Source organism: Lautropia dentalis (assembly GCF_003892345.1).
Taxonomy (GTDB): domain Bacteria; phylum Pseudomonadota; class Gammaproteobacteria; order Burkholderiales; family Burkholderiaceae_E; genus Lautropia; species Lautropia dentalis.
The window spans coordinates 646,590-671,127 of the sequence record NZ_RRUE01000002.1; the positions used below are offsets into that span (position 1 = coordinate 646,590).

General features: G+C 66.1%; 14 protein-coding genes. 8 read left to right on the forward strand and 6 right to left on the reverse strand.

Going from position 1 to position 24,538, the window contains the following annotated elements:
* Positions 1–552 precede the first annotated feature (552 nt).
* A complete protein-coding gene (locus EHV23_RS10730) occupies positions 553–1,596 on the forward strand; it encodes a MipA/OmpV family protein (RefSeq protein WP_125096067.1) in 1,044 nt (347 codons plus the stop codon).
* Between the two features lie 180 nt (positions 1,597–1,776).
* On the opposite strand, the gene EHV23_RS10735 is transcribed toward EHV23_RS10730, so the two are convergent.
* From EHV23_RS10735 to EHV23_RS10745, 3 genes are all read right to left on the reverse strand, one after another.
* Positions 1,777–3,933, reverse strand: a complete 2,157-nt coding sequence (locus EHV23_RS10735) for a hypothetical protein (RefSeq protein ID WP_125096068.1) — start codon at positions 3,931–3,933, stop codon at positions 1,777–1,779.
* Between the two features lie 515 nt (positions 3,934–4,448).
* Positions 4,449–6,314, reverse strand: a complete 1,866-nt coding sequence (locus EHV23_RS10740) for a sensor domain-containing diguanylate cyclase (RefSeq protein ID WP_125096069.1) — start codon at positions 6,312–6,314, stop codon at positions 4,449–4,451.
* Positions 6,315–6,888: 574 nt separating this feature from the next.
* The gene (locus EHV23_RS10745; protein WP_125096070.1) at positions 6,889–7,911 is read right to left on the reverse strand and encodes an NAD-dependent epimerase/dehydratase family protein; all 1,023 of its coding nucleotides are present in this window, start codon (positions 7,909–7,911) and stop codon (positions 6,889–6,891) included.
* Positions 7,912–8,292: 381 nt separating this feature from the next.
* Between EHV23_RS10745 and EHV23_RS10750 the strand changes: the two genes are divergently transcribed.
* From EHV23_RS10750 to EHV23_RS10780, 7 genes are all read left to right on the forward strand, one after another.
* On the forward strand, positions 8,293–9,363 hold the full coding sequence (locus EHV23_RS10750; protein ID WP_125096071.1) for a hypothetical protein: 1,071 nt from the start codon (positions 8,293–8,295) through the stop codon (positions 9,361–9,363).
* 212 nt (positions 9,364–9,575) lie between these two features.
* The gene (locus tag EHV23_RS10755; RefSeq protein ID WP_203228976.1) at positions 9,576–10,925 is read left to right on the forward strand and encodes a TIGR03013 family XrtA/PEP-CTERM system glycosyltransferase; all 1,350 of its coding nucleotides are present in this window, start codon (positions 9,576–9,578) and stop codon (positions 10,923–10,925) included.
* 20 nt (positions 10,926–10,945) lie between these two features.
* A complete protein-coding gene (locus EHV23_RS10760; RefSeq protein ID WP_125096073.1) occupies positions 10,946–12,226 on the forward strand; it encodes a nucleotide sugar dehydrogenase in 1,281 nt (426 codons plus the stop codon).
* Positions 12,227–12,518: 292 nt separating this feature from the next.
* Positions 12,519–13,487 carry an alpha/beta hydrolase family protein gene (locus EHV23_RS10765; RefSeq protein ID WP_125096074.1) on the forward strand — a complete coding sequence of 323 codons (969 nt, stop codon included), beginning with the start codon at positions 12,519–12,521 and terminating at the stop codon, positions 13,485–13,487.
* Positions 13,480–14,445: an alpha/beta fold hydrolase gene (locus EHV23_RS10770; protein ID WP_125096075.1), complete on the forward strand. Its 966-nt coding sequence runs from the start codon at positions 13,480–13,482 to the stop codon at positions 14,443–14,445. The genes EHV23_RS10765 and EHV23_RS10770 overlap by 8 nt, the downstream gene beginning before the upstream one ends.
* A gap of 271 nt (positions 14,446–14,716) precedes the next feature.
* On the forward strand, positions 14,717–15,700 hold the full coding sequence (locus tag EHV23_RS10775; protein ID WP_158615939.1) for a YdcF family protein: 984 nt from the start codon (positions 14,717–14,719) through the stop codon (positions 15,698–15,700).
* A 323-nt stretch (positions 15,701–16,023) separates the two neighbouring features.
* Positions 16,024–17,712: an ElyC/SanA/YdcF family protein gene (locus tag EHV23_RS10780; protein WP_125096077.1), complete on the forward strand. Its 1,689-nt coding sequence runs from the start codon at positions 16,024–16,026 to the stop codon at positions 17,710–17,712.
* Between the two features lie 302 nt (positions 17,713–18,014).
* Here EHV23_RS10780 and EHV23_RS10785 read toward each other — a convergent pair whose 3' ends face one another.
* From EHV23_RS10785 to EHV23_RS10795, 3 genes are all read right to left on the reverse strand, one after another.
* On the reverse strand, positions 18,015–20,228 hold the full coding sequence (locus EHV23_RS10785; protein ID WP_125096078.1) for a TolB-like translocation protein: 2,214 nt from the start codon (positions 20,226–20,228) through the stop codon (positions 18,015–18,017).
* A 479-nt stretch (positions 20,229–20,707) separates the two neighbouring features.
* On the reverse strand, positions 20,708–22,450 hold the full coding sequence (locus EHV23_RS10790) for a hypothetical protein (RefSeq protein WP_238990423.1): 1,743 nt from the start codon (positions 22,448–22,450) through the stop codon (positions 20,708–20,710).
* Positions 22,451–22,979: 529 nt separating this feature from the next.
* Positions 22,980–24,443 (reverse strand): TolB-like translocation protein, encoded by a 1,464-nt coding sequence (locus EHV23_RS10795; RefSeq protein ID WP_238990424.1) that lies wholly within the window; start codon positions 24,441–24,443, stop codon positions 22,980–22,982.
* Positions 24,444–24,538: the final 95 nt, after the last annotated feature.

The window sequence follows — 24,538 nt, forward strand, 5'->3', positions numbered from 1 at the left end:
ACAACGCTGTCTGACGGCTCCATCGTGATAGCTGCCATCGGCGCAAAGCACGGATCGCATGCCTTGGGGGCCTCTACAAAAGTCCTGTGGCACTTTGGCCTCCATGATCGTGCGATCCAGCGCGTTGTCATTTGCCGCCAATAGCCCTGACATTGCCGACAGGGCGCCTTCTGGCTCATCCCGATCCTGGGTCCAAAGCGCTCGCAGACTTTTGTATGCCTGAAGCCATTGGGTACCCGGCGCCTGTGGCCTTGTCCGGCGCGCCCACAGGGGCGTACGGAGACGTATGAATCCATGCACACCTGGCCTGTAGCGTTGCACGGCCTACCCATTTTTGTGGCCGTCGGTCGGCCCATGCCGGGGAATGCCGCGGTGGCGCTGGATTTGCCGGGCCGTTGCGGGGACCATAGGGCTCTTTGCGTTCTGGACGGGTGGGTGCCGGATGGCGCGTGTCACGAACTCATTCGGCTATGCGTGGCCCCGAAGTCCCCGCGCAGGTCCCGAGTGAGTCCATGACATGTTCCAGGGTGGCGGGGCCTGTCCCTCTCCCTCATGCCATTTTCTGCTGATTTTCTGCGCGGCCCTGCCGTGGGTACCGTACTGCTGGCGCTGGCCGGCGCCACCTTGCCGGTACAGGCGGAGCAGGCCGCGCCCGGACGCGTGACCGGCTCCGTATCTGGTGTCATGCGCGATGATATTCACGGTGCTGGTGCTGGTGCTGGTGCTGATGCCGGTGCCGCTGTCGCCCGGCCTTCCGGTCAGGATGCACTGCCGTCACTTCAGGGCGCTTCGCAGCCGGGCCGCACGGATGCCCGCGCACTGTCCCATCGCTACCGTCTGCCCGTGTGGGAGCTGGGGCTGGGGCTGTCGGCCATCACGCTGCCCGATTATCGCGGGTCGGACCGGCAGCGCCAGTATCTGCTGCCTTTTCCGGTCTTTGTTTACCGTTCGCCGCATCTGCGGGTGGACCGGGGCGGAATCCGTGCCGATCTGTGGGACAGCGACCGCTACGAGCTGGATGTGAGCGTGGCCGCCTCGCCGCCGGTGCGTCGCACCACGACGGGGATTCGCGCGGGCATGCCACGGCTGAAGCCGCTGTTCGAGATCGGGCCGCGCCTGCAGGTGCACCTGTGGCGGGATGCGCAGGCAAAGCAGGAGCTGCGGCTGGAGCTGCCGCTGCGCTACGCCATGCCGCTGGGCCGTCTGCAGAACCGGGGCTGGGTGTTCAGCCCCAGCCTGAACTGGCGGGTGAATGATGTGGTGGGGCTGTCGGGCTGGAATTTTGCCGCCTGGGCCGGGCCGGTGTTTGCCACGCGCACCTGGCACCATTATTACTATGCGGTCGAGCCACAGTATGCGCGCAGCTGGCGGCCGGCCTATGCGCCGAAAGGCGGCTACAGCGGAATGGACATGACGCTGTCACTGAACAAGCGCTATCCGTCGGCCTGGGTGGCCGGCTTCGTGCGGGCCAGCAACCTGAACGGTGCCACGATTGCCAGCTCACCGCTGGTGCGCCGCCGCACGAATGTGACGGCCGGTGTGGTGGTGGGCTGGCTGTTCGCCCGCTCGCAGGAAGAGGTGCAGCAGACGGAATAGCGCCGCTGCCGGCCCGGGCAGCGTGTGCAGGCAAGCAGGGGCGTGGGTGGGTGGGGACGCGTGTGCAGAAAATGTACGCCCCCTCGTCGGCAGAACAGTTGGAGCTGCGTACAGCACGGCTGGGTGTGCATGTTTGGGCGCACGCCCGGCTGGGGGCGGGGCGTTGTGCTCCCTCCGGACTCAGGACGCGCGAGGGGCGTCGCCGCCCGTCATGCCGGTACGACGACGGAAGGTCTGTGCGGCGTGATGCAGCCGGTCACGCAGCAGCATCGGCAACGTGGGCATGCCGGTGCCGGCGGGGCGCGCTGCTTCCGGCGTGGCCAGCAGGCGCGACATGTCGACGGCGGGCCGTACGTTCATCAGGTTGATCGCCTGCTGCTGTCGCAGCTGGGCGCGCAGGCGGGTCAGCTCGCGTTCGCTCTCGGCCCACGAGCGCCGGGTTTCCTGCAGTACGGCCTCGAGGGCCTGCACGCTGGCCTGCAGGCTCACCCGGCGGGTTTCGCCCTGCAGGTGGGCTTCGCGCCACCGGCTGAGATCGGCTTCGTAGTTGCGCAGCAGGCGGGCCTTTTCGCGGCTGTTGCGCAGCTCCAGGGCCAGACGCTGCTTGAGTGCATGCACCTCGAAGGCATGTCGGTCGAAAGCCGGGGTTGGGCTGGTGCCCCGGGGGGCGCCAGCATCTGCAGGTGTTGCGGCGGCCGCGTGGGGGTGGGCCGCGCTGTTTGCGCTGGCCACGTGGTGCGCGGAGGCGGCGCCGTGCATGGAGGTGGTGCTGTGCGCATGGCCGGAGGCCATCTCTGCCGGGGAAGGTGTGGACGGCGTGTCTCCACCCGCGGCGTGATACGTGGATTCGGTATGTGCCGAACCGGTAGCCGGATGTGGGGCGGATGTGGCACGCCCCTGCTCCTGCACCGCCTGGGCGGCCTGCGTGGCCAGCAGGGCCCGGCGCATCTGCGAGGCCTGGCCGGCAACCCGGAGCGTCTGGGCCAGATTGCTGATGGCGGCGGTGGTGTGCCGCATGCTTTCGTTCAGTTCGGCGTAGGAGGCTTCGGCCGAGGCGGAGATGCGCGTCAGCGGGCCGCGTGAGTCATGCTCATCCTGCAGGAAGGCGTTGGCCGGGCCGCGGGCACCCTGCTGCGTCGGAGCGCCGTCGGCACGCCCGTCCGGGGCGGCATGGAAGGCGGTGTCGTCCGGCCGGTGGGAGGGCTGCGAAGCCTGCCTGCCCTGATCTGCCTGTGCTGCCTGCGCCGTCTGTGCGGCTTGGGCCTGGCGGGCGGCGCGGGCGCGCTGTTCGGCGTGCCGGATGTTGGCGCGGATGGCTGCGCGACGGGCCAGATCGGCCGTAGTGAGAGTGTGCCCCGTCGATGACCCTTCGGGCACTTCATCCTGCAGCGCCATGATGGAGGTGTAGCTGGTGACCGACGGTGGGCTGGTGATGGTGGTGGTGTGGGTGCCTGTCAGGCTGTCGGGCATCTGCGAGGCTGGCGCGGGTGGGGCTGTCAGCGGGGTCTGCAGGGTCTGCGGGGTTGCATCAGCAGAAGAAGCTTGCTGGCATGCTGCATGCGGTAATTCTGCATGCATTGTCGGGGATGCCGTGGCAGGTGCTGTGGCAGCGGCCGTGAGGGTGGGGGTGGTTGCCGGTACTGCTGCTGTGTCAGGCTGGGGGCTGTGCGTCTGGGGCTCGTGCTGGGTGTGCACGACGTGCTGGGCATCAGGTGTCCGGCTTTCGCCCGTGACGGGTTGTGTTTCGTGCGCCGGTTTTTCGTGTGGGGCGTTCGTGACGGGCTGTGTACCGTGCGCCCGGTTTTCGTTGGGCGTATCTGAGGTGGGCTGTGCCCCGTGTTTCCGGTTTTCGTGAGAGGCGTCCGTGGAGGGCTGTGTCCCATGTGTCCGGGTTTCGTGAGGGATGTCCGCAGTGGGCTGTGCACCCTGTATCCGGGTTTTGTGCGGCGCGTCCGTGATGGGTTGCGCACCGTGTTTCCCGTGGTGCGCGGCAGGCTGGGCGTCGTGTGTCAGGGCTTCCTGCCGGGCGCGCGCAACGTGTTGCGCCAGCCGGGCCTTGAGGGCCTCGATGCTGCGGGCCTGCTGGGCCAGTTTGTTGGCCTGCTCCAGGGCCATGTCTTCGGCCAGCAGACGGCTTTCTTCCATGTCGGCCCGCTGTTCGCGGTTGCGCGCTTCGATCAGGCGTGACACGGCATGGTTGCGCCGTGCGGCCTGGATCAGCCAGGCCAGTGCAAAGCCCAGCAGCAGGACAAGCGCCAGCACCACGCCATAGGCGGTGCGTTCGGCGATTTCCGAAAGGTTCAGCGGGAGATGGGCCAGGATATTCGACAAAGCCATTCCGTCCAGAGGTTGAGTTCTGGTGTGCCGTGTGTTGCGATTTGCCGACGTTTGACAGCAAAAAGACAGTACGGACGTTCGCTTCTTCGATAGTTTGCCAAATTTCGACATCAATTCGCGTTCATGCGTAACGTAACGACGCAAAACGCAGCAAAAATGCAACGATAGTCAGAATAATGTGGTGGCTTTTAACTGTCCCGACGGGCTTTGGGGCCGTTTTCAGGGGTTTGTGTTGCTTTGGAGAAACGCGCAAACCAGTTTGTTCTCGAACTGGTTTGTCAGTGATTCTGAATTATGAATTCAAAAAGCTGTATAGGTGTCTCCGTTTTCCGGTGTGCCACGGTTGTGGCGCAGGTCCTGTGCATGCCATGGAGGCGTTCGCACTGCGTGCCTTGGGGGTGGAATCTGGCCTGCCCCTCATGTCGCCTTTTGGGTGGAACCAGGCCAGCCCCTCCTGTCTCAGGGGGCCTTCGCCTCGCGTGCTCCCTTTGGGCCTCCGGGCGTGAACGGCGGCGTCAGAGAACGGCCACGGCCACCGTGACGCGATTGCGGCCGGCGCCCTTCGAGGCGTAGAGCGCCCGGTCGCTGACGTTGATCAGGCCGTCCGGGTCGGAGGCGTGTTCCGGGTAGGCGGCCACGCCGATGGATACGCTGACCGGGGTGCCGCCCACCACTTCCACGCGCTCGTTGACGCGCCGGCGGATCTCGTCGGCGCGGCGCTTGGCGGAGGTGCCGTTCAGGCCCGGCATGAGGATCAGAAACTCCTCGCCACCCCAGCGGCAGACGATGTCGCCCGCCCGGGCGCTCTGGGTGAGCACTTCCGACACCTGTCGCAGCACGCGGTCGCCGGCCTCGTGGCCGTAGCGGTCGTTCAGGCGCTTGAAGTGGTCGATGTCCACCATCTGCAGGGCCAGCGGCGAGCGGGCACGGCTGGCGCGCTCGAATTCGATGGCCAGCTGCTCGTTGAAGTAGCGGCGGTTGAACAGGTTGGTGAGCGGATCGCGCAGCGAGGCCTGTTCCAGCGTCTGGCGCAGCGTGAGGTTGGCCATGAACTGCGCCACGTTGCTGGCAAAGAGACGCTGGATCTTCTGGTTGGCGGCGGTGCGCTCGGCGTTGTCGCCCAGGAAGGGCTGGTCGCTGCGCAGGCAGATCAGACCGGTGGCCTGGCCGTTGGCGAACATCGGCATGCAGCAGCTGTGGCGGTTGGGGCCGATGCTCAGGTGATGGCAGCGCAGGCCGATCTGGTTTTCGTTGTGGGGATAGGCCTGGTTCTGGCGCAGGCCCCAGCAGTCGTTCAGGTGCAGGGTCTCGGCGGTTTCGTTCTGCAGGCCCCAGGAGCCCAGCAGGCGAAAGCGCGCCTGGCCCGGTTCGATGATGTAGATGGAGCCGGAATCGGCATGAAAGAGCCGGGTGGCGAATTCGCCCGCCACCCGCGCAGCCTCGTTGGGGGTGGGGCAGGACTGCAGCATGTCGCTCAGGTCCTGCAGGATGCCGTAGGCGCGGGACTGGGCGCGGGTGGCTTCCAGCATGGTGGCCAGCTGGTTGGCCGTCTCGCGGTAGGCCAGCGTGCGGCCCTGGACCTGCTGCTGCAGTTCGGCGGCCACCTTGCGCAGCTCGTCCTGCACCTTCATCTGGTCGCTCAGGTCGGTGATCACCGACAGGCTGCTGCCCGTGGCGCTGCCCTGGGTCATGGGGGTACTGGAGATCTGCACGGCCACCAGTGTGCCGTCGGGACGCAGCAGGTGGCACAGGGTGCGCACGGCCTCGCCGCGCTGCTGGCGCTGCAGCAGGGTGATGATGTCCGGGCGCTCGGCCTCGGGCACCATCTCTAGCAGGGCGCGGCCCTTCACCTGTTCGGGGGTGGTGCCCAGCATGTCGGCCAGGTGCGGGTTGGCAAAGCTGATGCGGCCGATGCGGTCGACGATCCAGATGCCTTCGGACGCCGTGTCCATCAGCAGCCGGTAGTGGGCCTCCGACAGGGCGATGACTTCGTTGGCCTGGCGGATGCGCGCGAGTTCTTCGGTGAGCTGCTGGTTCTTCTTCTCCAGCAGGGTGCGCGAGGGCAGGGACGCCAGCTGCCGGCCGGCCGGGACCAGCCAGCCCAGGATGAGCGCGGCGGTGAGCAGGGCGCAGCTGCGCAGCGGCCACACCATGCCCTGGCGCAGCGGATCGGTGATCAGCGCGAGGCTCTCTGCCAGAAAGCTTGCACAGGTGACGCCCACCAGCGCCGTAAGCCACCACAGGTTCTGCCGTCCGGGCTGGCGCGGCTGCTGGAGGCTGAAGCGGACCAGCATGAAGGTGGCGATGAACAGGGTCAGGGCGAACAGCAGGCTGACCCCGATGGCAAAGACCGGGAGCGTGTGGGCAGAGATGGTGTGCATACCGATACTCTATCGAACCCGGGCGTTCCGGCAGGGGAGGAGCCGTCCGTCCGGCAGACGACCGGCGGCAGGCATGTGGCAGACGGTGGCCGCCGGCCGCACAACGGTCCGTCCCGCCGGTCCATGTGTCTCATCCGAACAACACCCGCGGTGCTTGCTGCAACATTTTTGCGCAGCCGTTTTGTTGCAAGTGGTTATAAATTGTAACTTCGTCAAGACATTCCGTCAGAGGGCGGAAAGTGTCGGCCTGGCAGTCACTGCGGGTGGCCAATGCCGCCGCAAGGCAGCCGGCGGAGGGGCGCTGGCCATGGAAATGTCCGGCCGGCAGGCAAGCCCGCGGGCCGGGACCCTGCCGGGCGTGGCAGCCCGCTGGACGTGCACTTGGTGCATCGCGGCGTCCGGCTTGGGGGACCGCCCTGGCCTGCCGGGCAGATGCTGCGTTCCGCGGCAGCGTACAGGAGCCAGCAGGGGGCGGCGCAGGTGGCCGGCCTGCCGTTTCCGGTCTGCCGGTGACGCGGCCCAGGCCGGGTTGGCGATGTTTCAGTGACGCGGCTCAGGCCGGGCTGGCGATGTTTCAGGCCGGATTGGCGATGTACCAGGGCAGGGCTTCGCGCAGCCCCTGTTCCAGCGTGTGGCTGGGCACGTAACCCAGACGCTCGCGGCTGTGGCTGATGTCGGCCAGCGAGTGGCGCACATCGCCCGGGCGGAAGTCCTGGAAGACCGGATCGGGCATGTTCAGTTCGGGCTTTTCTTCGTGCAGCAGGCGCTTGAGCAGGTCGGCCAGTTCGAGCAGCGTGGTGCGGAACGAGGCGGCCACGTTGAAGACATCGGTGGTGCCGGCCGGGGCTTCGGCCAGGGTCAGGGCGGCCCGGATGTTGGCCTGCACCACATTGTCGATGAAGCAGAAGTCGCGGCTTGTCTGCCCATCTCCGTTGATCTTCACCGCTTCTTCGCGCAACAGGGCGGCTGTCCAGCGCGGAATGACGGCGGCATAGGCGCCGTTCGGATCCTGCCGGGCACCGAACACGTTGAAGTAGCGCATGCCGGCGGTGCGCATGCCGTAGCTGCGGGCATAGACGCCGGCAAAGAGTTCGTCGGCGGCCTTGGTGGCGGCGTAGGGCGAGAGCACGTTGCCAACGGTGTCTTCCACCTTGGGCAGGCGGGGATGGTCGCCATATACCGAGCTGGACGAGGCGTAGACGAAGGACTTCACGCCGGCCAGGCGGGCAGCGTCGAGGATTTCCATGAAGCCGGTGACGTTGGCCTTGAACGAGGCCAGCGGCGTGGCCATCGAGCGGGGCACCGAGCCCAGCGCGGCCTGGTGCAGCACGTAGTCGACACCCTCGACGATGCGGGTGCAGAAGTCGCGGTCACAGACGGTGCCTTCCTCGAAGTGCAGGCCGTTCTGGCCGGCGGCCCGGGTGCTGGCCATGATGGCGTCGATGTTGGCCTGCTTGCCGGTCGAGAAATCGTCGATGGCAATCACGTCCTGGCCGGCCAGTGCCAGGGATTCTGCCAGGTGGGAGCCGATGAAGCCGGCCGCGCCGGTCACGAGCCAGCGCGCCTTGCGCCCGGCCATCAGGGAAGAAACGTCCATGGGATGTGAAAGAAGGTGTGATCTGGAAGGTGTTCGGGAGCCTGCACGAGGCAGCCGGAGGGAGGCAGACAGGGGGCACCGGGCTCGCCGGCCGGCATGGCTGCCGGTCGGGCGTGGCTGGCTGGTCGCTGTGCTCGCTGCCAGGCCGGCGGGGCCGGTTGGCTGGCGGAGGGTGTGTACCGCAGCGTGGACGGTACATGCGGGCCTTTAAGATAAACGAGGACGGAAGTTCGTGTGAAAAATGTCCCTACAGCATTCTAATTCTCTGTACAGGTTTCAAATTGTTGCGAGGGATCAACAGCGGGGCGGGCATACTTCTCACGCCTTCTGTCACGGGTAAGGTAAGCTGATGCACAGCCCATGTTTCAGTCATTTGCACCCATGCCAACCTCTGCCTTCGCCTCATTGCTGATTGCCTTCGTTGCCGCAGCTGGCGCCGTGCCGCTGCTGCGCGACCTCCTGCGCGGCAAGCCTGCCGTGCGTTCTGCCGGTGCCGTGGCCATGGCCATGGGGGTGGCCGTGGCTGCGTTCTACTCCGATCCCTGGCCGGCCTCCGACCGGGGCCTCATCTTCGGGGCGGCCTCGCTGGTGCTGGCGGGCCTGTGGCTGGAACCCCTGGTGGCGAAGCCGTTCGGCGCCACCGTGCGCCGCGTGTTCGAAATCGTCGGTACGGCTGTGGCGGCGGTCTTCCTGTTTGCCTGGCTCGATCATGGCCGGGTCACCTGGTCGGTGGGCTTCATGATGCTCGCCGCCGTCAGCGTGCTGCTGCCCATCGCCGCCTCCACGCTCGACCGCCTGCCGAAGGCCACGCCGGCGCTGCCGGCCGCCATGGTGGTGGTCCAGCTGCTGCTGCTGATGTTCTTCGGTGCGGCCAATGCCGATGGCGGCTCGCGCTACTCGCTGTATGAGGAATTTGCCATCGTGGCGCTGCCGGTCATCGGTGCGCTGGTGGGCTGCCTCATCTACCTGTCCAGCATGCCGTGGCGCGCGCATCCCGGCATTGCGGTGGGAGCGGGCGGTCTGCTGGCCCTGGGCTTCATGGTGTCGTGGGGCAGCCTGCGGCTGGGTTCCATCACCGCCGAGGTGCGCGGTGGTACCACGGCCCTGCTGTGGCTGGTGGCCGTGCCGGTGTTCGAGTTCGTGCGCGAGTGGCTGGCCCGGGGGGCGGCCCGCGTGGCGGCGCTGCGCTGGCTGGATGGCTCGCCTGCGCTGCGTCGCCTGCTGCAGTCGGTGCGTACGGCCCATTACTCGCCGGTGGCGCTGGTCGGCATCCAGGCAGTGCTGGGTCTGGCGGGCATCGGCCTGTGCAAGCTGGAGGTCTCCGGCTATCTGCTGACGCTGGCCCTGTGCGGTGTGGCTGTGGCCTACATGGTGGTGCCGGTACTCATCTCCTGGCGGCACCCGGTCGGGCTGATGCAGGGTCTGCCGCAGCATGGCAGTGATCATGCCTGAATCCGGCAGATGCCTGCCGGCCCCCCGTTGCGCCGGTTCGGGGGCGCCGGTGTTCCTGCCGGCTTCGTCAGGCCCGGCGGTCTGCGCGTGGCGACCGCCGGGATGAATGCGATGTTCCAGCCGCCTGCCGTCTGATTTCCTGCCGACTTCCCGACTGTCCCTCCCGACCGGTCTGCCCGATGCGGCAGACGCCCCAACCGGTCATCTGGTCCATGCGCGCATTCATCCATTACCTCCGAGTCCGCTTTGCCGTGCTGCCCGTCGTCGATGCCCTGGTGCTGGTGGGCTCGATGGTGCTGGGCTACCAGATCCGCCTGCTCAACGAGGACGGCCTGGTGTTCTCCACCCTGCAGGGGGTGCTGTTCGCCACGCTGATGATGCTGACCATGACGGCCTTCGGGCTGTACAGCCGGCAGCAGGACGAACCCTTCCGGCAGGTGGTGCAGAAGGTCTTTGCGTCGTATCTGGTCACGCTGCTGGCGCTGTCGGTGGTGTTCTATGTGTTCCCCGACTCCGAAGTGGGGCGTGGCGTGTTTGCCATTGCCTCGGTGTTCGGGCTGATGGGCATTCTGGTGGTGCGCTATGTGGCCTATCGGGCGGGCTTCCTGCATCGCCGTGGCCGCCGGGTGATGGTGATGGGCGAGGGCGAGGAGGCCGACCAGGTGCTGGCCATCCTGGCCAACCAGCCCCGCGCGCATCTGGTGGCGCAGGTGCCGGCCAGTGGCCGGGCGGCCGACGCCGCGCCGGACGAGAAACTGATCGATGTGGCGCGCCGGCACAAGGTTTCCCACATCGTGGTGGCTGCGCACGAGCGGCGTGGCGGACGCATCCCGCTGGACGAGCTGCTCGAATGCAAGCTGGCCGGCATCCAGGTGATGGACCTGCTGAGCTTCTACGAGCAGGAGCTGGGCCTCATCCGCCTGAGCTACCTGCGCACCGGCTGGCTGGTCTATGGCGACGGGTTTTCGCAAGGCACGACCCGTGCCATCGTCAAGCGGCTGTTCGACGTGTCGGTGGCGTCGTGCCTGCTGCTGCTGGCCTCGCCCGTGATGCTCATCACGGCGGTGGTGATCCTGCTGGAGACGGGGCGGCCCATCTTCTTCCGTCAGGAGCGCGTCTGTGCGCCGGGCCAGTCGTTCGACATCCTCAAGTTCCGCTCGATGGTGCAGGATGCCGAGAAGGACGGACCGCGCTGGGCCACCGTGGGGGACGCCCGCATCACCCGGGTAGGACAGTTCATCCGACTGACCCGGATCGACGAGCTGCCGCAGCTGATCAACGTGCTGCGCGGCGAGATGAGCTTCGTTGGCCCACGCCCGGAAAGGCCATATTTTGTCGAAAAACTGAATCAGCAGGTACCATATTACGATATACGGCACTACGTGAAGCCCGGGATCACCGGCTGGGCCCAGGTGCGTATGGATTATGGCGCTTCCGTGGAAGAGGCCATGGAGAAGCTCGAATACGATCTTTTTTACGTCAAGAACCACTCTTTGTTTCTGGATTTCATGGTTTTATTTGAGACCATTCAGGTTGTCCTTCGGAAGAAGGGTGCGCGTTGACCTCACAGTGTGGAAAGAATATGACAACGGTTGCAGTAGTCGGTTTGGGATATGTTGGCCTGCCTCTGGCCATCGAGTTTGGTAAGTACTTCGATACGGTCGGCTTCGACGTCTCGAAAGCAAAGGTTGCCCGTCTGCAACAGCACAACGACGTGACCGGCGAGGTGGAGCGGGGCGATTTCGACCTGGCCACGAAGCTGGAGATCACGGATGACCCGAAAGAGATCGGCAAGGCCGACATGGTGGTGGTGGCCGTCCCCACCCCGATCGATTCGGCCCGCCTGCCGGACTTCACCCCGCTGGTCTCGGCCAGCAAGATCGTCGGCGCCAACATGAAGAAGGGCGCCACGGTCATCTACGAATCCACCGTGTACCCCGGTGCCACCGAGGATGTCTGCATCCCCGTGCTGGAAGAGAACTCCGGCATGAAGTGGAAGACCGACTTCAACGTCGGCTACTCGCCCGAGCGGATCAACCCGGGTGACAAGCAGCACCGCCTGCCCACCATCGTCAAGGTCGTCTCCGGCGACACCGACGAGACGCTCGAGAAGGTGGCGAAGCTGTACGAGCGCGTCATCACCGCCGGTGTGCACCGTGCCAGCAGCATCAAGGTGGCCGAGGCCGCCAAGGTGATCGAGAACACCCAGCGCGACCTGAACATCGCCCTGATGAACGAGCTGGCCATCGTGTTCGACCGCATCGGCATCGACACGCTGGAAGTGCTCAAGGCCGCCGGCTCGAAGTGGAACTTCCTGCCGTTCCGCCCGGGTCTGGTGGGTGGCCACTGCATCGGCGTGGACCCGTACTACCTGACGCACAAGGCCCAGATGCTGGGCTATCACCCCGAGGTGATCCTGGCTGGCCGTCGCATCAACGACAACATGGGCCAGTTCATTGCCGAGCAGACCGTCAAGATGCTGGCCCGTCAGGGTCTGCAGACCGCTGGCCAGACCGTGATTGTGCTGGGTCTGACCTTCAAGGAGGATGTGCCCGATCTGCGCAACTCCAAGGTCATCGACGTGGTGCGCGAGCTGGAAGCCTATGGCATCAACGTGCTGATCCACGATCCGATTGCCGACAAGGAAGAGGCTCACGAAGAGTACGGTGTCGATCTGGTCGACTGGGACAAGCTGCCCAAGGCCAACGCCATCGTGGCTGCCGTGTCGCACCAGGCCTATCAGCAGCAGGGCCTGCCCGCGCTGCTCGACAAGCTGGTCGACAAGGGCGTGTTCATCGATGTCAAGAGCGCCTGGGATCCGGCCGAAGTCAAAAAGGCCGGCAAGGCCGTCTGGCGTCTGTGATCGCCGCATGGTGATGTGACCAGACCACCGCGACGGCCGTCGCGGTGGGGCATCTGGAGAGAGCGCTGAATCGGGAGGGCCGCGTGCCCTGCATGGTTCGGCGCTTTTTGTTTCTGCCGCGCCAGCTGGTGGCTGTGTTGTGTTTGCTGTCCGGCCTGTGCTGCGCCCGGGGGCGTGGGCTGCGTGGCCTGTGCAGGCTGCGCGGGCGGCAGACTGTGGTGTGGGGGCGCCGTGGCCGCAGCAATGCGGGCGGCGTACCGTGGTTTTCTGTGTTCTCTGGGGGTTGACCGTCATGGTGCCCATCGACATTCCGGCAGGCAGCGGCCGGCGGCTGGCTGCGCTGTATCACCCGCCCTCGGGGGCCGAGCGTGGCCGCGGGGTGCTGATCCTGAATCCGCTCGGACAGGAGGCGGTGCGGGCGCACCGGCTGCTGCGCGTGCTGGCCGACCGGTTGGCGCGCATGGGCGTGCATGTGCTGCGCTTCGATTTTCATGGGTGCGGCGATTCGTCCGGCGATGACCTGGACGGCGAGATGAAGGGCTGGCAGCTGGATGCGCTGGCTGCCCACCAGTGTCTGCGCCAGAAGGCCGGTACCGACGCGATTGGCTGGCTGGGCATCCGGCTTGGCTTTGCGGTGGGCTGGCAGGCTGCGCTGCGGTTTGGTGGACATGATGGCGCACCGGATACGGGGGCGCTGACCGGGGAAGCAACCGTGCCGGAGAGCCAGGCGACAGGCGGCCAGACCACGGACAGGCCGGTGAGCGGTGCTGGCCGCTCGCCTCGTAGCCGCGACACGCGCCTGGACATGCTGACCGAGGGGGCGCCACCCGACCGGCTGATCGGCTGGGATCCGGTGGTGCAGGGACAGGCCTATCTGGACACGCTGTGGCAGGACCATCAGGCCGCGCTGCGTCTGGCCTTCAGCCTGCCGACGGTGCCGGATGCGCAGCTGAAGCGCCAGCAGGCTGAGGCCGACCTGTCGGAGGCGATGGGCTTTGCGCTGTCACCGCGGCTGGTACGGCACATCCGCAGGCTGGACCGCCAGGACTGGTCCACGCTGCCCGTGCAGCACGTGGCGGCCCTGCAGGCCAACGGCGCGCTGCCGTGGCCGGAAGACCGCCGGCCGGCCGGCCTGACGCTGGTGCCAGTGGATGTGGATTTCGACTGGACCTCGGAAGAGGCGCTGAACACACCGCTGGTGCCGGATGCGGCACTGAAACGCCTGCTGCCGTGGCTGTCGGAGGGGGAGTTCCATGGCTGAGATGAACGGAGCAACGGAGAAACCGCAAGGGCAGGCGCGTCCGGAATCCCGGGCTGGTGCCACATCACCAGCAGCCACGGTGTCACCGGGGTACTGCGAACGGCTGGTGCAGTTCGGGGCGGATGATCACCTGATCGGGACGCTGACGGAGCCGGCTGCTGGAGCATCGTGTGGCGTGATCTTCCTGAACTCCGGCGTCATTCACCGCATCGGGCCGCACCGCGTGCATGTGAAGCTGGCGCGGGCAGTGGCCGAAGACGGGCTGCCGTCGCTGCGGCTGGACCTGACCGGACTGGGCGACAGCGGGCGCACCCGGGCCACCGATGGCATGCTGGCGCAGGTGAGCCGCGATATCCGCTCGGCCATCGATCTGCTGCAGGCGCAGACCGGGGTGCAGCGCGTGGTGCTGGCCGGTATCTGTTCGGGGGCCGAATACGGCTACCAGTATGCGCCGGACGATGACCGCGTGGCGGGGCTGGTGATGGTGGACGGCTACAGCTTTGCCAACCGGCGCACGCAGCTGCTGCGCTGGGGGCTGCGGCTGCGCACGCTGACCTGGCCGGTGCTGCGCAAGGCGGTGCTGGGCCGGCTGCAGCGGCTGCGCGAGGCGCGTGCAGAGGGTCACGGGGCCGTGCCCGAAACGCCGGTCGATTACGGCCTGCCGGTGGTGACGGTGACGGACTTTGGCGAGGGGCTGGCCGCCCGGGTGCGCGCGGGCTGCCCCAGCTATCTGGTGTTCACCGGCAGCATCCTGCAGCGCTACAACCATGCCAGCCAGTTCGAGGACACGATGAAGGCCGCGCCGCTGGCGGCGGACGACCGTACTGCGCTGCGCGAGGGCGTGCAGTGTGACTTCCTGCCGGACATCGACCATACGATGACGACGCTGCATGGCCAGCGCGTCTACATCGCGCGGGTGCGGGCCTGGTTGCAGAAGGTGACGAAGCAGGGAGGATGAAGCCGGAACGGAAGGAAACAGGGAGGATGAAGCCGGGGGCAGCTGTCGTGATGACGCGGGGGTAACAAAGTCTTCATGACAGCGAGTACGATGGCGGGTCTTTCCGGCCGGGAGCGTCCCGTTGATGGTATTTTGCCCGCTGGGAGAGAAGGCCGGTCATGGTCTTCTCTGGAAGGGGCCGGCTGCTGCTGCGTAACCGTGGTGGGGCCGGCCCCTTGTCTTATGGTGTCCGGGAAACGACACCCACCTTCTGATGGAGTTCTGTGTATTCATGATCCTGCTGGGAGACGAGTCCGAGCTGCTGCTGCCCATGCCGGCCAGTCTCGTGCTGGTGTGGCTGGTTTTTGTCATCTGGAAAAGGCTCTGGCCCAATGCCAGAAAGCTGCGCTTTGCGGCCGGATCGCTGGTGGCGATGCTGTTCTATGCGCTGTCCACGCCGGCTGTGATCAATCTCGGTGTGCGGTGGCTGGAAGGACCGACACGTACGGTGGCACATCAGCTGGATGCCCTGGGGGTACCGCCTGCGCCGGTCGAGCGGCAGTCGATTTCTGAACGGCTGGCGGCAGCCGGGCAGTCTGCTGGCAGGTTGGGGGAGGGCGCAGTGGCACGGGCTGATATGGGTGCGCCGGTGATGCGTGGCAACATCGATGTCGGTGGCATGTGCATGCCGGCGGGGGATGTTGCCACGGTGACGCATGCCCTGCCAGCCAGCGGGCCGCTGCGTCCAAAGGCGGTGATCGTGCCGTCCAGTGGTGATTCGCCGCCCAATGGCAAGCAGGCACGGCTGGATCAGGATGGATATCACCGCCTGCGGGCTGGGATCGAGGTTTGGCGGCGTACCGGGGGGCTGCTGTTCCTGATGGGGGGCGTGGGATCGGCGCCGGAATATGCGCTGTCGACCGACATGCGCCGGATGGCCCTGGATATGGGGGTACCAGCCTCGGCCATTCGTACCGTCTCTCACAGCCGGACCACCTGGGAGGATATCAACGGTGCGGCCCGCATCATGCGTGAGGAGGGGATGGACCCTGCCCGCGAGGTGCTGCTGGTAACCAGTGCGCTGCACATGCAGCGTTCACTGGCAGTAGCGCATTCGGTCGGTATCGAGCCAGTGCCGCTGTGCAGCGATTATGAGCAGCTCGATGCGCCCTCGCTGGAAACGTGGTTCCCGAACAATGGTGCCCCCTGGAAGGCGCGCGCCATGCTGCACGAGCTGATCGGGGTCTGGTACTACCGGCTGCGGGGCAGGGCCTGACGGACGCTTTGCGGAGTGAGTTCCGCAGCCGCTGCCGGACGCGGACGCCCGCCGGCCCGTGGATGTGATGCAGGGCGCGGGGCTGTGGCTGGCGCCGAAGGCACGCTCTGTATGTGCCCCGTGACAGGGGGTCGCAGGGGATTTTTTGCCTGTTGTAGCGCTATTGATGGTATGTTTGCCCGGATATTCTGGAGGGGCCGGTTGCTGCCGTGCACGCGGTAGCATCGGCCTTTTTCCGTTGGGCAGACAGGGGGCACGCCAGCAGGTGTGCCGGCCGGTCTGATCGGTCTGATGGCCAGTGATGATCAGGGAGTGGAGCGTCCATGTTTCTGGTGGGTGATGCGTCGGAATGGTTCCTGCCGATGCCGGTCAGTCTCGTCGTGGTGGGGCTGGTGTTTGCAATCTGGAAAAGGGCGGCTCCGCGCGCGAAGAAGCTGCGCCGGACCACGGGGCTGCTGGTGGCTGTGGCCTTCGTGGCGCTGTCCACGCCGGCCGTGATCAACCTGGGGGTGCAGTGGCTGGAAGGGCGTCCGATACCGGTGACGGCGCAGCTCGATGCGCTGGGGGCGCCGCCGGCACCGCTGCTGCGGCTGTCGGCCTCCGAGCGGCTGGCGCTGGGCTATCACGAACCGGATTTCGGCAATGTGGGTGATGGTGGCAATGTGCCGGGGCAGGTGCCGCTGGCTGCACCGCATGTGGTTCATGGCGGGCACGGGGACCAGGAGGGTCATGGGACGCCACCCGGGGCATTGGCCGGTGCTTCCGGGGGGGCAGACCGGGGGAGTGCACGGGGGAGTGCGGCCCGTCAGGCGGGTAACGCCGTTTCTTCACCTGCTGGCGTGGCCACGCAGGGCGATGCAGCGGCAGGACGCGCCGGTCAGCGCACGGGGGATCGGGGCGCGGCCGGGCACAAGGGGAAAAAGGGTGCGCCTGATGGCGCGGCTCGCCGTGACGGCAAGGGGGCGCGGCATGGTGAGCGCACGAAACAGGGCGGCCGCGGTACCCGGGGCCAGAAACAGGTGGCAGATGCCCGCACCAGCGTAAAGGGTAGCGGTGCGGCGAAGGCTGCGGCAGGTGCAAAAGGTACGAAGGGCGCAACGGGTACGAAGGGCGCGGCTGGTACGAAGGGCGCAATGGGTGAGAAGGTTGCTGCCGGCACGCGTGGTGCGGCTGGTGCCAGCGGTGCAGCCGGTACGCGAGTGGCCGCGGCCCAGGCGGCTGTATCCCTGTCGCAGGCTGCAGCTGCGCCGGCCCGGGCGGGTGCCTGGGGCGCACTGGCTGCGCGGGTAGAGCAGCCGGTGCCGGGGCTGAGTCTCAGCGGTGCGGTCATGGGCGCGCAGGAAGCGCTGGGTGATCTGGGGGCAGGGCCGGCTTCGGCCGTGGCCACCTTCACGCACATGCCCGACGTGAACGGCATGTGCATCCCGGCGGGTGATGTGGCGCTGGCCACGCAGGCGCTGCCGGCGAACGAGCCGTTGCGGATTCAGGCGGTGATCGTGCCATCCAGCGGGGCGGAAGCACCCAACGGCCGACAGGCCCGGCTGGACCAGGGCGGCTACATGCGGCTGCGGGCCGGTATCGAGGCCTGGCGCCGTACCGGGGGCCTGCTGCTGCTGATGGGCGGCATTGCATCGGCACCGGAATATGCGCTGTCGTCCGACATGCGCCGTGTGGCGCTGGACATGGGCGTGCCGGACGAGGCCATTCGTGTGGTGCCGATGAGCCGCACGACCTGGGAGGATATCCACGGTGCGGCCCGCATTCTGCACGAGGAAGGGCTCGACCCGAAAAAGGGTGTGCTGCTGGTGACCAGTGCGCTGCACATGCACCGCTCGATGGCGGTGGCCCGTTCGGTGGGGATCGATCCGGTGCCGCTGTGCAGCGATTATCGCCAGCTGGAGGCGCCCACCTGGGCGGCCTGGTTCCCGAACAACGGGGCACCGTGGAATGCACGTGCCATGCTGCACGAGCTGATGGGGGTGTGGTACTACCGGCTGCGGGGACGCGCTTGACTGTACTGACAGCGGGGAGCGCGTGACTGGGCTGACGTGACTTTCACGACGTGACCTTCGCCGGGGGGCAGTGTTCGACGCGGTCGGCCGGCATCCCGGCCTGTCTGTGTGCTGGCATGAAAATCGCCCGCTGCCGTTGATGAACGGGGCGGGCGATTTTCATGGGGGGCGCTGGTATACGAATATGCCAGCGTTTGACGTCAGCGTTCGATGTCAGTGTTTTATGTTGGAGCGTTTGATGTCAGCGTTTGTGGCCATGCCATCCAGCCACGGGCCGGATGGCATGGCTGCTCACGGTCGCGTCATTGGTTGGCACCTGCCGCAGCAGGGACGGCACCAGACGGAATTTCGACCAGATAGGCATCCACGTCGTTGGCATTCATGCTGTTCCAGTTGGAGTCGAACAGCATGCGGGTGAAGTCGCGGTTGACGGTGCCGTTGGGGCGGGGCCAGGTGGTGTTCTGGCTGCTGTCCCCGGTCCAGTCGTGATGGTTGTTGGCAACCGACAGAACCGCTTTGGTGTCGATGTTCATTGCAAACAGCTTGCGGTGGAACCACCGGCGTTTGGCGTCGTCGCCCTTCAGGTTGTGCACACCCTGGTCCTGTTCGCCAAAGGTGGTGAGCAGAATCCAGCCCGGTTTGTTGCTGGCGCGGCCGGAAATCTGCACGCCGACATCGGTGTTGTCGCCAAAGCCGGTTTCGAGCAGCGTGGTTTTATCAGACTTGCCCGAAGTCAGGTTGACGGTGTAGACCGTGTGCGGGGTACTGAATACATCGAAGCCCACATAAACGTCTTCACCCTTGCTGTTGCGGGCTACGTCGGGGTATTTCATGTAGACGTTCTGGGCAATCTGCAGTCCCTGGGAGGCGACCGAGTCGCTGTAGGGGGTTGCAAAATTGCTCCGGTATGCCGTGATGCCCTGCGAAAATGGATACTGCACCACGCAGTGGCTGCCGCTGGGGCTGGTAGTTACGTATTCCGGTGAGGCGGGCGCGTTTGCCAGTTTGCCCAGCAGTTTGCCTTCCTTCAGGTTCCAGGTGAACAGGCCGAGGGTTTTCCAGTTGTCACCATTTTTCTGGTCGGCCATCAGGCACCAGGTGTTGCCGTCGAAGGAGGGGGCGCCGCCCCGCATGCGGGCATGGGTGGCAGTGGGCCAGATTTTTCTGATTTCTGCACCAAAATCTGCAGCTACCTCGGCGGTATCGGTACCGCTGGACGACAGGTCGATGGTGAGTTTGAAGAGCTTCATGCCCTCACCGTCGCCATTCATGTAGTAAAGCACGTTGGGGTCTTTGGGATCCCATTGCGGCTCGGCATCGCCGGCAATGCGCGTCAGCTTGCGGATGGCGTTGCCGGTCTGCGGGCTGTAGATGTGCCATTCACCATTCTGCGTGCGCAGCAGGAAGGCGCTGTCGTTGGCATTGAAGGCCTGCTGGGCATTGGGGGCCAGCCGGGTGCCGTCGCCTACCCGCAGGGGCTGCTTCGATTGATTTTCGTGGTTGCTGGTCAGGCGGGTAACGCAGCTGTGATAGGTGGGGTCCTCCGTGGCAACGCCCACGGCCGGACGCGGGGTATCGGGCATGGCACCCCTGTCCTGGCCTGCCGTCAGGGCAGTAAAGTTGGCCAGCGCGGGGTTGCACAGATCGCTCACCGATGCCTTGTTCACGACCGGGGGTGTGGTGGGGGGCGTGGGTGCGGGGGGCGTCTGGGCGTCTGGCGGAGTAATGGGGGTGCCGCTGCCACCTGCATCGCTGCCACCTGCATTGCTGCTGCCGGCACCTGCGCTGCCGTTGCCGGCGCTGTCACTGCCAGAGCCGGCGCCGGTATTCGTATCGTTGTCGGGATTTTTGCTGCCTTCGGCATTGCCGCCGTTATCGGCGTTGCCGTTACCTGGCTTGACAGGGAAATTACCCGAACCGCTACCGCCCTGGCCAGCATTGCCGCTGTTGCCCGGCGCGGGGGCGGCATTCCCGTTATCGGTGCCGCCCGTGTTGCCTCCTGCGTTACCGCCATCTCCTGCATGGCCACCACCGGCATGGCCGCCAACGCCCGAGCCTGTGCCATTTCCAGTGGCATGGCCATTTCCGGTGTCCACGTTCTGTACGCCATCCTGGCTGCCCTTGTCGGCGTTGTCGCTGCCCGGTTTTACAGGGGCATTGCCTGAGCCTTCGCTACCGCCCTTGCCGGTATTGTCGGTATTGCCATTGGGAGTCGAATTGCCGGTGCCGTTCTGATTTCCGGTGACGTTGCTGCCGGCCTGGTTGCCGCCGGTGCCGTTACCGTTGCCGCTGTCGTTGCCCGCAGGCTGATTGGGTTGGCCGGGATTGACGGACAGCGGCGGCGTGGTGCCTTTGCCGGCGCCTTGGCTGTCGGGAGCGCTGCTGCCGGAGCCACCACCACCGCAGGCCGACAGGCACAGGGTCAGCAGGACGGCCGTGGCCGACAGGACGCCGGGCATGCGCGAGGCATGATGTTCGGCCGGCCTGAACGTGCGGGGAGAGAGACTGGATGTCATGTCAGTGGGTATGACTGGGAAGAAGTTTCCGGGAGTCGCTGCCGGTGGGGAGGGTATGTGATCCGTGTTGCGTGTGTTTTGCGCCCCGGGTGTCCCGTGCGGCTTTGGTCCGGATGAAAATGTCGGGACTATGGCCACGAACGGAGAGGGGAGAAAGTGCCGGGCGATGGAAGGCACGTATTTTTGCAACGAATGGTCAGGGCGGCGAAAGGGATCGGCGTGACCGGGAATGCGGCCAGAAATGCGACCGGGAACGGCAAAAAGAAAGGGCTGCCGGCTTTTCCGTGACCGGTGCGTATTGCAGCCGGTACGGGTGCCCTGCAGCCCTGAGGAGCTTCCACAACATTCTGCAGAGGCCCCCTGGAGCGCATCAGGAGCCTGCTGGTCCATGACGCGCCCGGAAAGTTCCCCCGGGTTTCCGGGAGCCGAAAACCATCGGGGGACATCAGGGATCTGTCGATCCCATTGTTCGGCGTGGATCAGCGTTTGTCCAGCGCCGTTGGTTTGATGGCAACCATGAACACTTCCATGTCGCGGGTACTGCTGCCGTTCCAGGTGGAATTGAACAGCATGCGCGTGAAGTCGCGGTTGGTGGTGGCGTGCGGTTCATCCTCGTAGCGATAGACGTTGGCCTGCACGCTGGCAATGGCCCGGATGTCCGGGTTGGCGTTCAGGCTGACGGCAAACATGCGGCGGTGCGGCCATTTCAGGTTGCTCAGGCGCTGGGTCGGTGCCGGACCGTAGTGTTCGCCGTAGGTGGACATCAGCACCCAGCCGGGTTTGGCATAGGCCTTGCCGGAAACGTGGAAGGCCATGGCGGTCCGGTCGATGTAGGAGTTGAACAGCGGGGTGCGTTTGCCGTCCTCGAGGTTGACCATGAAGACTTCGCCCTTGTCGCTCTGGTAGTCGAGCGACACATACGCGTCCTGCATCAGTTTGTTGAAGGCAATGTCGGAGTGCTCCGATTTGCTGTGCAGCTGCAGGTACTGACCACGGATGTTGCCGTTGTAGGGGGCCTTGAAGGTGCGGTTGTAGGCACGGGTACCGGCAGCGGTATCGTGCGAGACGGTGCAGTAGCGGCCGGTGGGCGTCATGCTGACGTGATCGGGCGCATCCGACATGGCCAGGTGGCCGACGATGCGATGCTGGTCCAGATCCCACGTGAACACGCCGCGCATGGGCTGGCTGCTGCTGTTGGCATAGTGGCGCGCCATGAAGCACCAGTAGCGGCCATCGGCCGACGGAGAGCCTTCGGCCTTGGTGTAGGCCATGTCGGCGTCGGGCCAGATGCGGCGGATCTGAGCGCCCATGTCGGCCACCGTGGTGACGGTGTGCGTGCGCAGGTCGAGGCGGTAGATGCGCATGCCCACGCCGTTGGTGGGAATGAAGTAGAGCAGATTGGGGTTGGTCGGGTGCCAGAAGGGTTCGGCATCACCGGCCAGACGGTCGGCCGTGCCCTGCAGGTTGCTCAGCACTTCGAGCTGGCGGCCGCTGCGGGCGTCGTACAGGAGCCAGAAACCCTGCGTGTTGTTCAGCAGGAAGCGGCTGCTGTCGGCGTTGAAGGCCTGGCGGCGCGAGTAGTCGTTGCGCTGGATGACCGAATCGCCCTGGGCGCGGTTGTTGGTGATGCGCACGACGCAGCTGCGGTGCAGGCTGTCGAGGGTGGGCATCAGGTACGACGGGCGGGCGGTGGCCTGCACCTGCGCGGCCGAGGTGGCCGGAAGCATGGCGCTGGTGGCGGCCAGCATGGTGTCGCAGGGGCTGCCGGCGGTGGCAATGGCCGGCAGGGCCTTGGTCTGAAGATGGCCCGACACTGGTGCCGCGGCACTTTCCGTGTCTGCCGTGGCCAGGGTAGACGGCGCCAGCGATGTGTCCGCGCCGGCCGTGGTGCTTTCGGCGGGGGAGACGGCCTTGCCGCTGGTGCTGCTCTGGCCGGCAGCATCACTGCCGGTGCCGCCATCGCCGCAGGCAGCCAGCGACAGCACGGCGGTCAGGGAGGCAAGTGCCAGCCAGCCGGGGCGGCGACGGCTGCGCACGGCGGGTTTGGGGGCGCGCAGTGTGCTGGCCCGTGTCGGGGTGTGAGCCACGGTGACGGAGGATGTGGTGGTTTCTGCGGTGTCGGCCGCCATGGCGGTGATGGTGGTGGAAGCTGGGGTGGCCGGGCGCGACGCGTCGCGGCACAGGGCGCCGGCGGCGCGCTGCTCGAAGTTTTGCGATTGCATGGTCAAGGAGGCTGAGGGGGTAAATCAGGCGATCCCGGGAGGCCTCCGGGGACGGTTCTCTGGACAGGCCGCCAAAGCGCTCCGGGCGCGGGGGCGCGATGGGCCTTGGGTAAATATTCCTGAAACCGTTCGGGGGCACTCCGTATCAGCAGCACCCTGCGTGGCGCCATGGCGGCGCGTGGAATCGCGGTTGAGTTACGTAACTACGATAAAGTTTACACATGATTCAGCAGATGTATTTGTCTGTTATGTAATTGTTTCGTATACGGTGTGTATATGGCGAAGCTTTGCGCCGTCAAGATAAAGATTGCACGAACGCGAAATATTGTCTCTTTTCGCACACATGATTGACGGTTTTGTGTTGTATGAACAACAGAAAACACCCCAAAACCATGGGCAAAGCGCCAGGAGAAAGGGCCTGCAGGTGTGCCGGCGTGTGCCCGGTAATGTAAATTGTATGTTACAAACAGGGGCCTGTGCCCATGGCGGTTCGGGATGCCTGGAGGGAGCGCACCGGCGACGGCTTGAGTCAGGACGGCTGGTCCAGTGCGTCGCATGGCACGGCCACCATGAACACTTCCATGTCGTTCACGCTGCCGCCGTCCCAGGTGGAGTTGAACAGCATGCGGGTGAAGTCGCGGTTGACGGTGCCGTGCGGTTCGTCTTCGTACTGGTAGACGTTGGGGTGAATGGCAGCAATGGACCGGACCTGGGGCTGCTCGTCCAGGCTGACGGCGAACATCTTGCGATGCGGCCACTGGCGCTGTTCCGGTGGCAGGACGCTGTCCATGGCGTCGGCATGGTATTCGCCGTACGTGGTGACCAGCGCCCAGCCGGGCCGGGCGTAGGCCTTGCCCGAGACGTGGATGGAGAACGCGGTACGGTCCAGATAGGTGGGGAACAGCGTGGTGCGTCTGTCCGTGTCGAGGTTGTGCATGAACACATCGCCGGTGTTGCTCTGGTAGTCGATGGCGACGTAGACATCCTGCAGCTGCCGGTTGAAGGCGATGTCGGAGTGCTCGGAGTTTTCGTGCAGCTGGAGGTAGCCGGCGGTGATCTGCTCGTTGTAGGGGGCGCTGAAGGTGCGGTTGTAGGCGCGGGTACCGGGGCCGGAGGCCTTCTCGTGGGAGACCACGCAGTAGCGGCCGCTGGGGCTCATGCTGACGTGATCGGGGGCGCTGTCCATGGCCAGGGTGCCGACCAGGCGGCTTTCCTGCAGGTCCCACGTGAACACGCCGCGCATGGGCTGGCTGCCGGCGTCGTCGTAATGGCGGGCCATCAGGCACCAGTAGCGGCCGTCGGCCGAGGGCGAGCCTTCGGCCTTGGTGTAGGCCATGTCGGCATCGGGCCAGACCTGGCGGATCTGGGGACCCATGTCGGCCACGGTGGTGACGGTACGGGTGCCCAGGTCGAGCTGGAAAATCTGCATGCCCAGGCCGTTGGTGGGCAGGAAGTACAGGCGGTTCGGGTCGGTGGGGTGCCAGAAGGGTTCGGCGTCGCCGGCCAGCCGTGTGGCGTCGCCGGTGAGGTTGTCGAGCACCTGCAGCGGTTGGCCCGTGCGGGCATCGAACACGTGCCAGAAGCCGGCCGTGTCTTCGAGCAGGAAGCGGCTGCTGTCGGTGTTGAAGGCCTGGCGGCGGGAATAGTCGTTGCGCAGGTTGGGTGTCTGTTCCGTCTGCTGGCGGGCCTGGTTGTCGGTCACGCGCACGACGCAGCTGCGGAAGGCGGGATCCTGCGTGGGAACCAGATAGTCTGGACGCGGGCTATCGGGTATGGGCGTGATTGCCGTGCCGGCAACGAGCGGGTTGACGCCGGGCAGGATGGCGTCGCAGAGCTGCGGGCCGCCGGCCTGCGAGGGGGGGGGTGGTGCCCGGGCTGGTGCCGGGGGCGGGCAGGTTCTGTCCTGGCTGGGCAGTGCTGCCGGGGAGAGGTGTGTTGCCGGTGCCGGGCTGCTGGCCGGGGGTGGTGCCTTGCCCGTCACGGCCGGAGCCATTGCTGGCGTCGTTTCCCGTTCCGGTACTGCCGCTGCCGGTTTTGCCGATGCCACCGCTGCCCGGCTGGTTCTGTTCGGGGGTGAGCGGGCTGGTG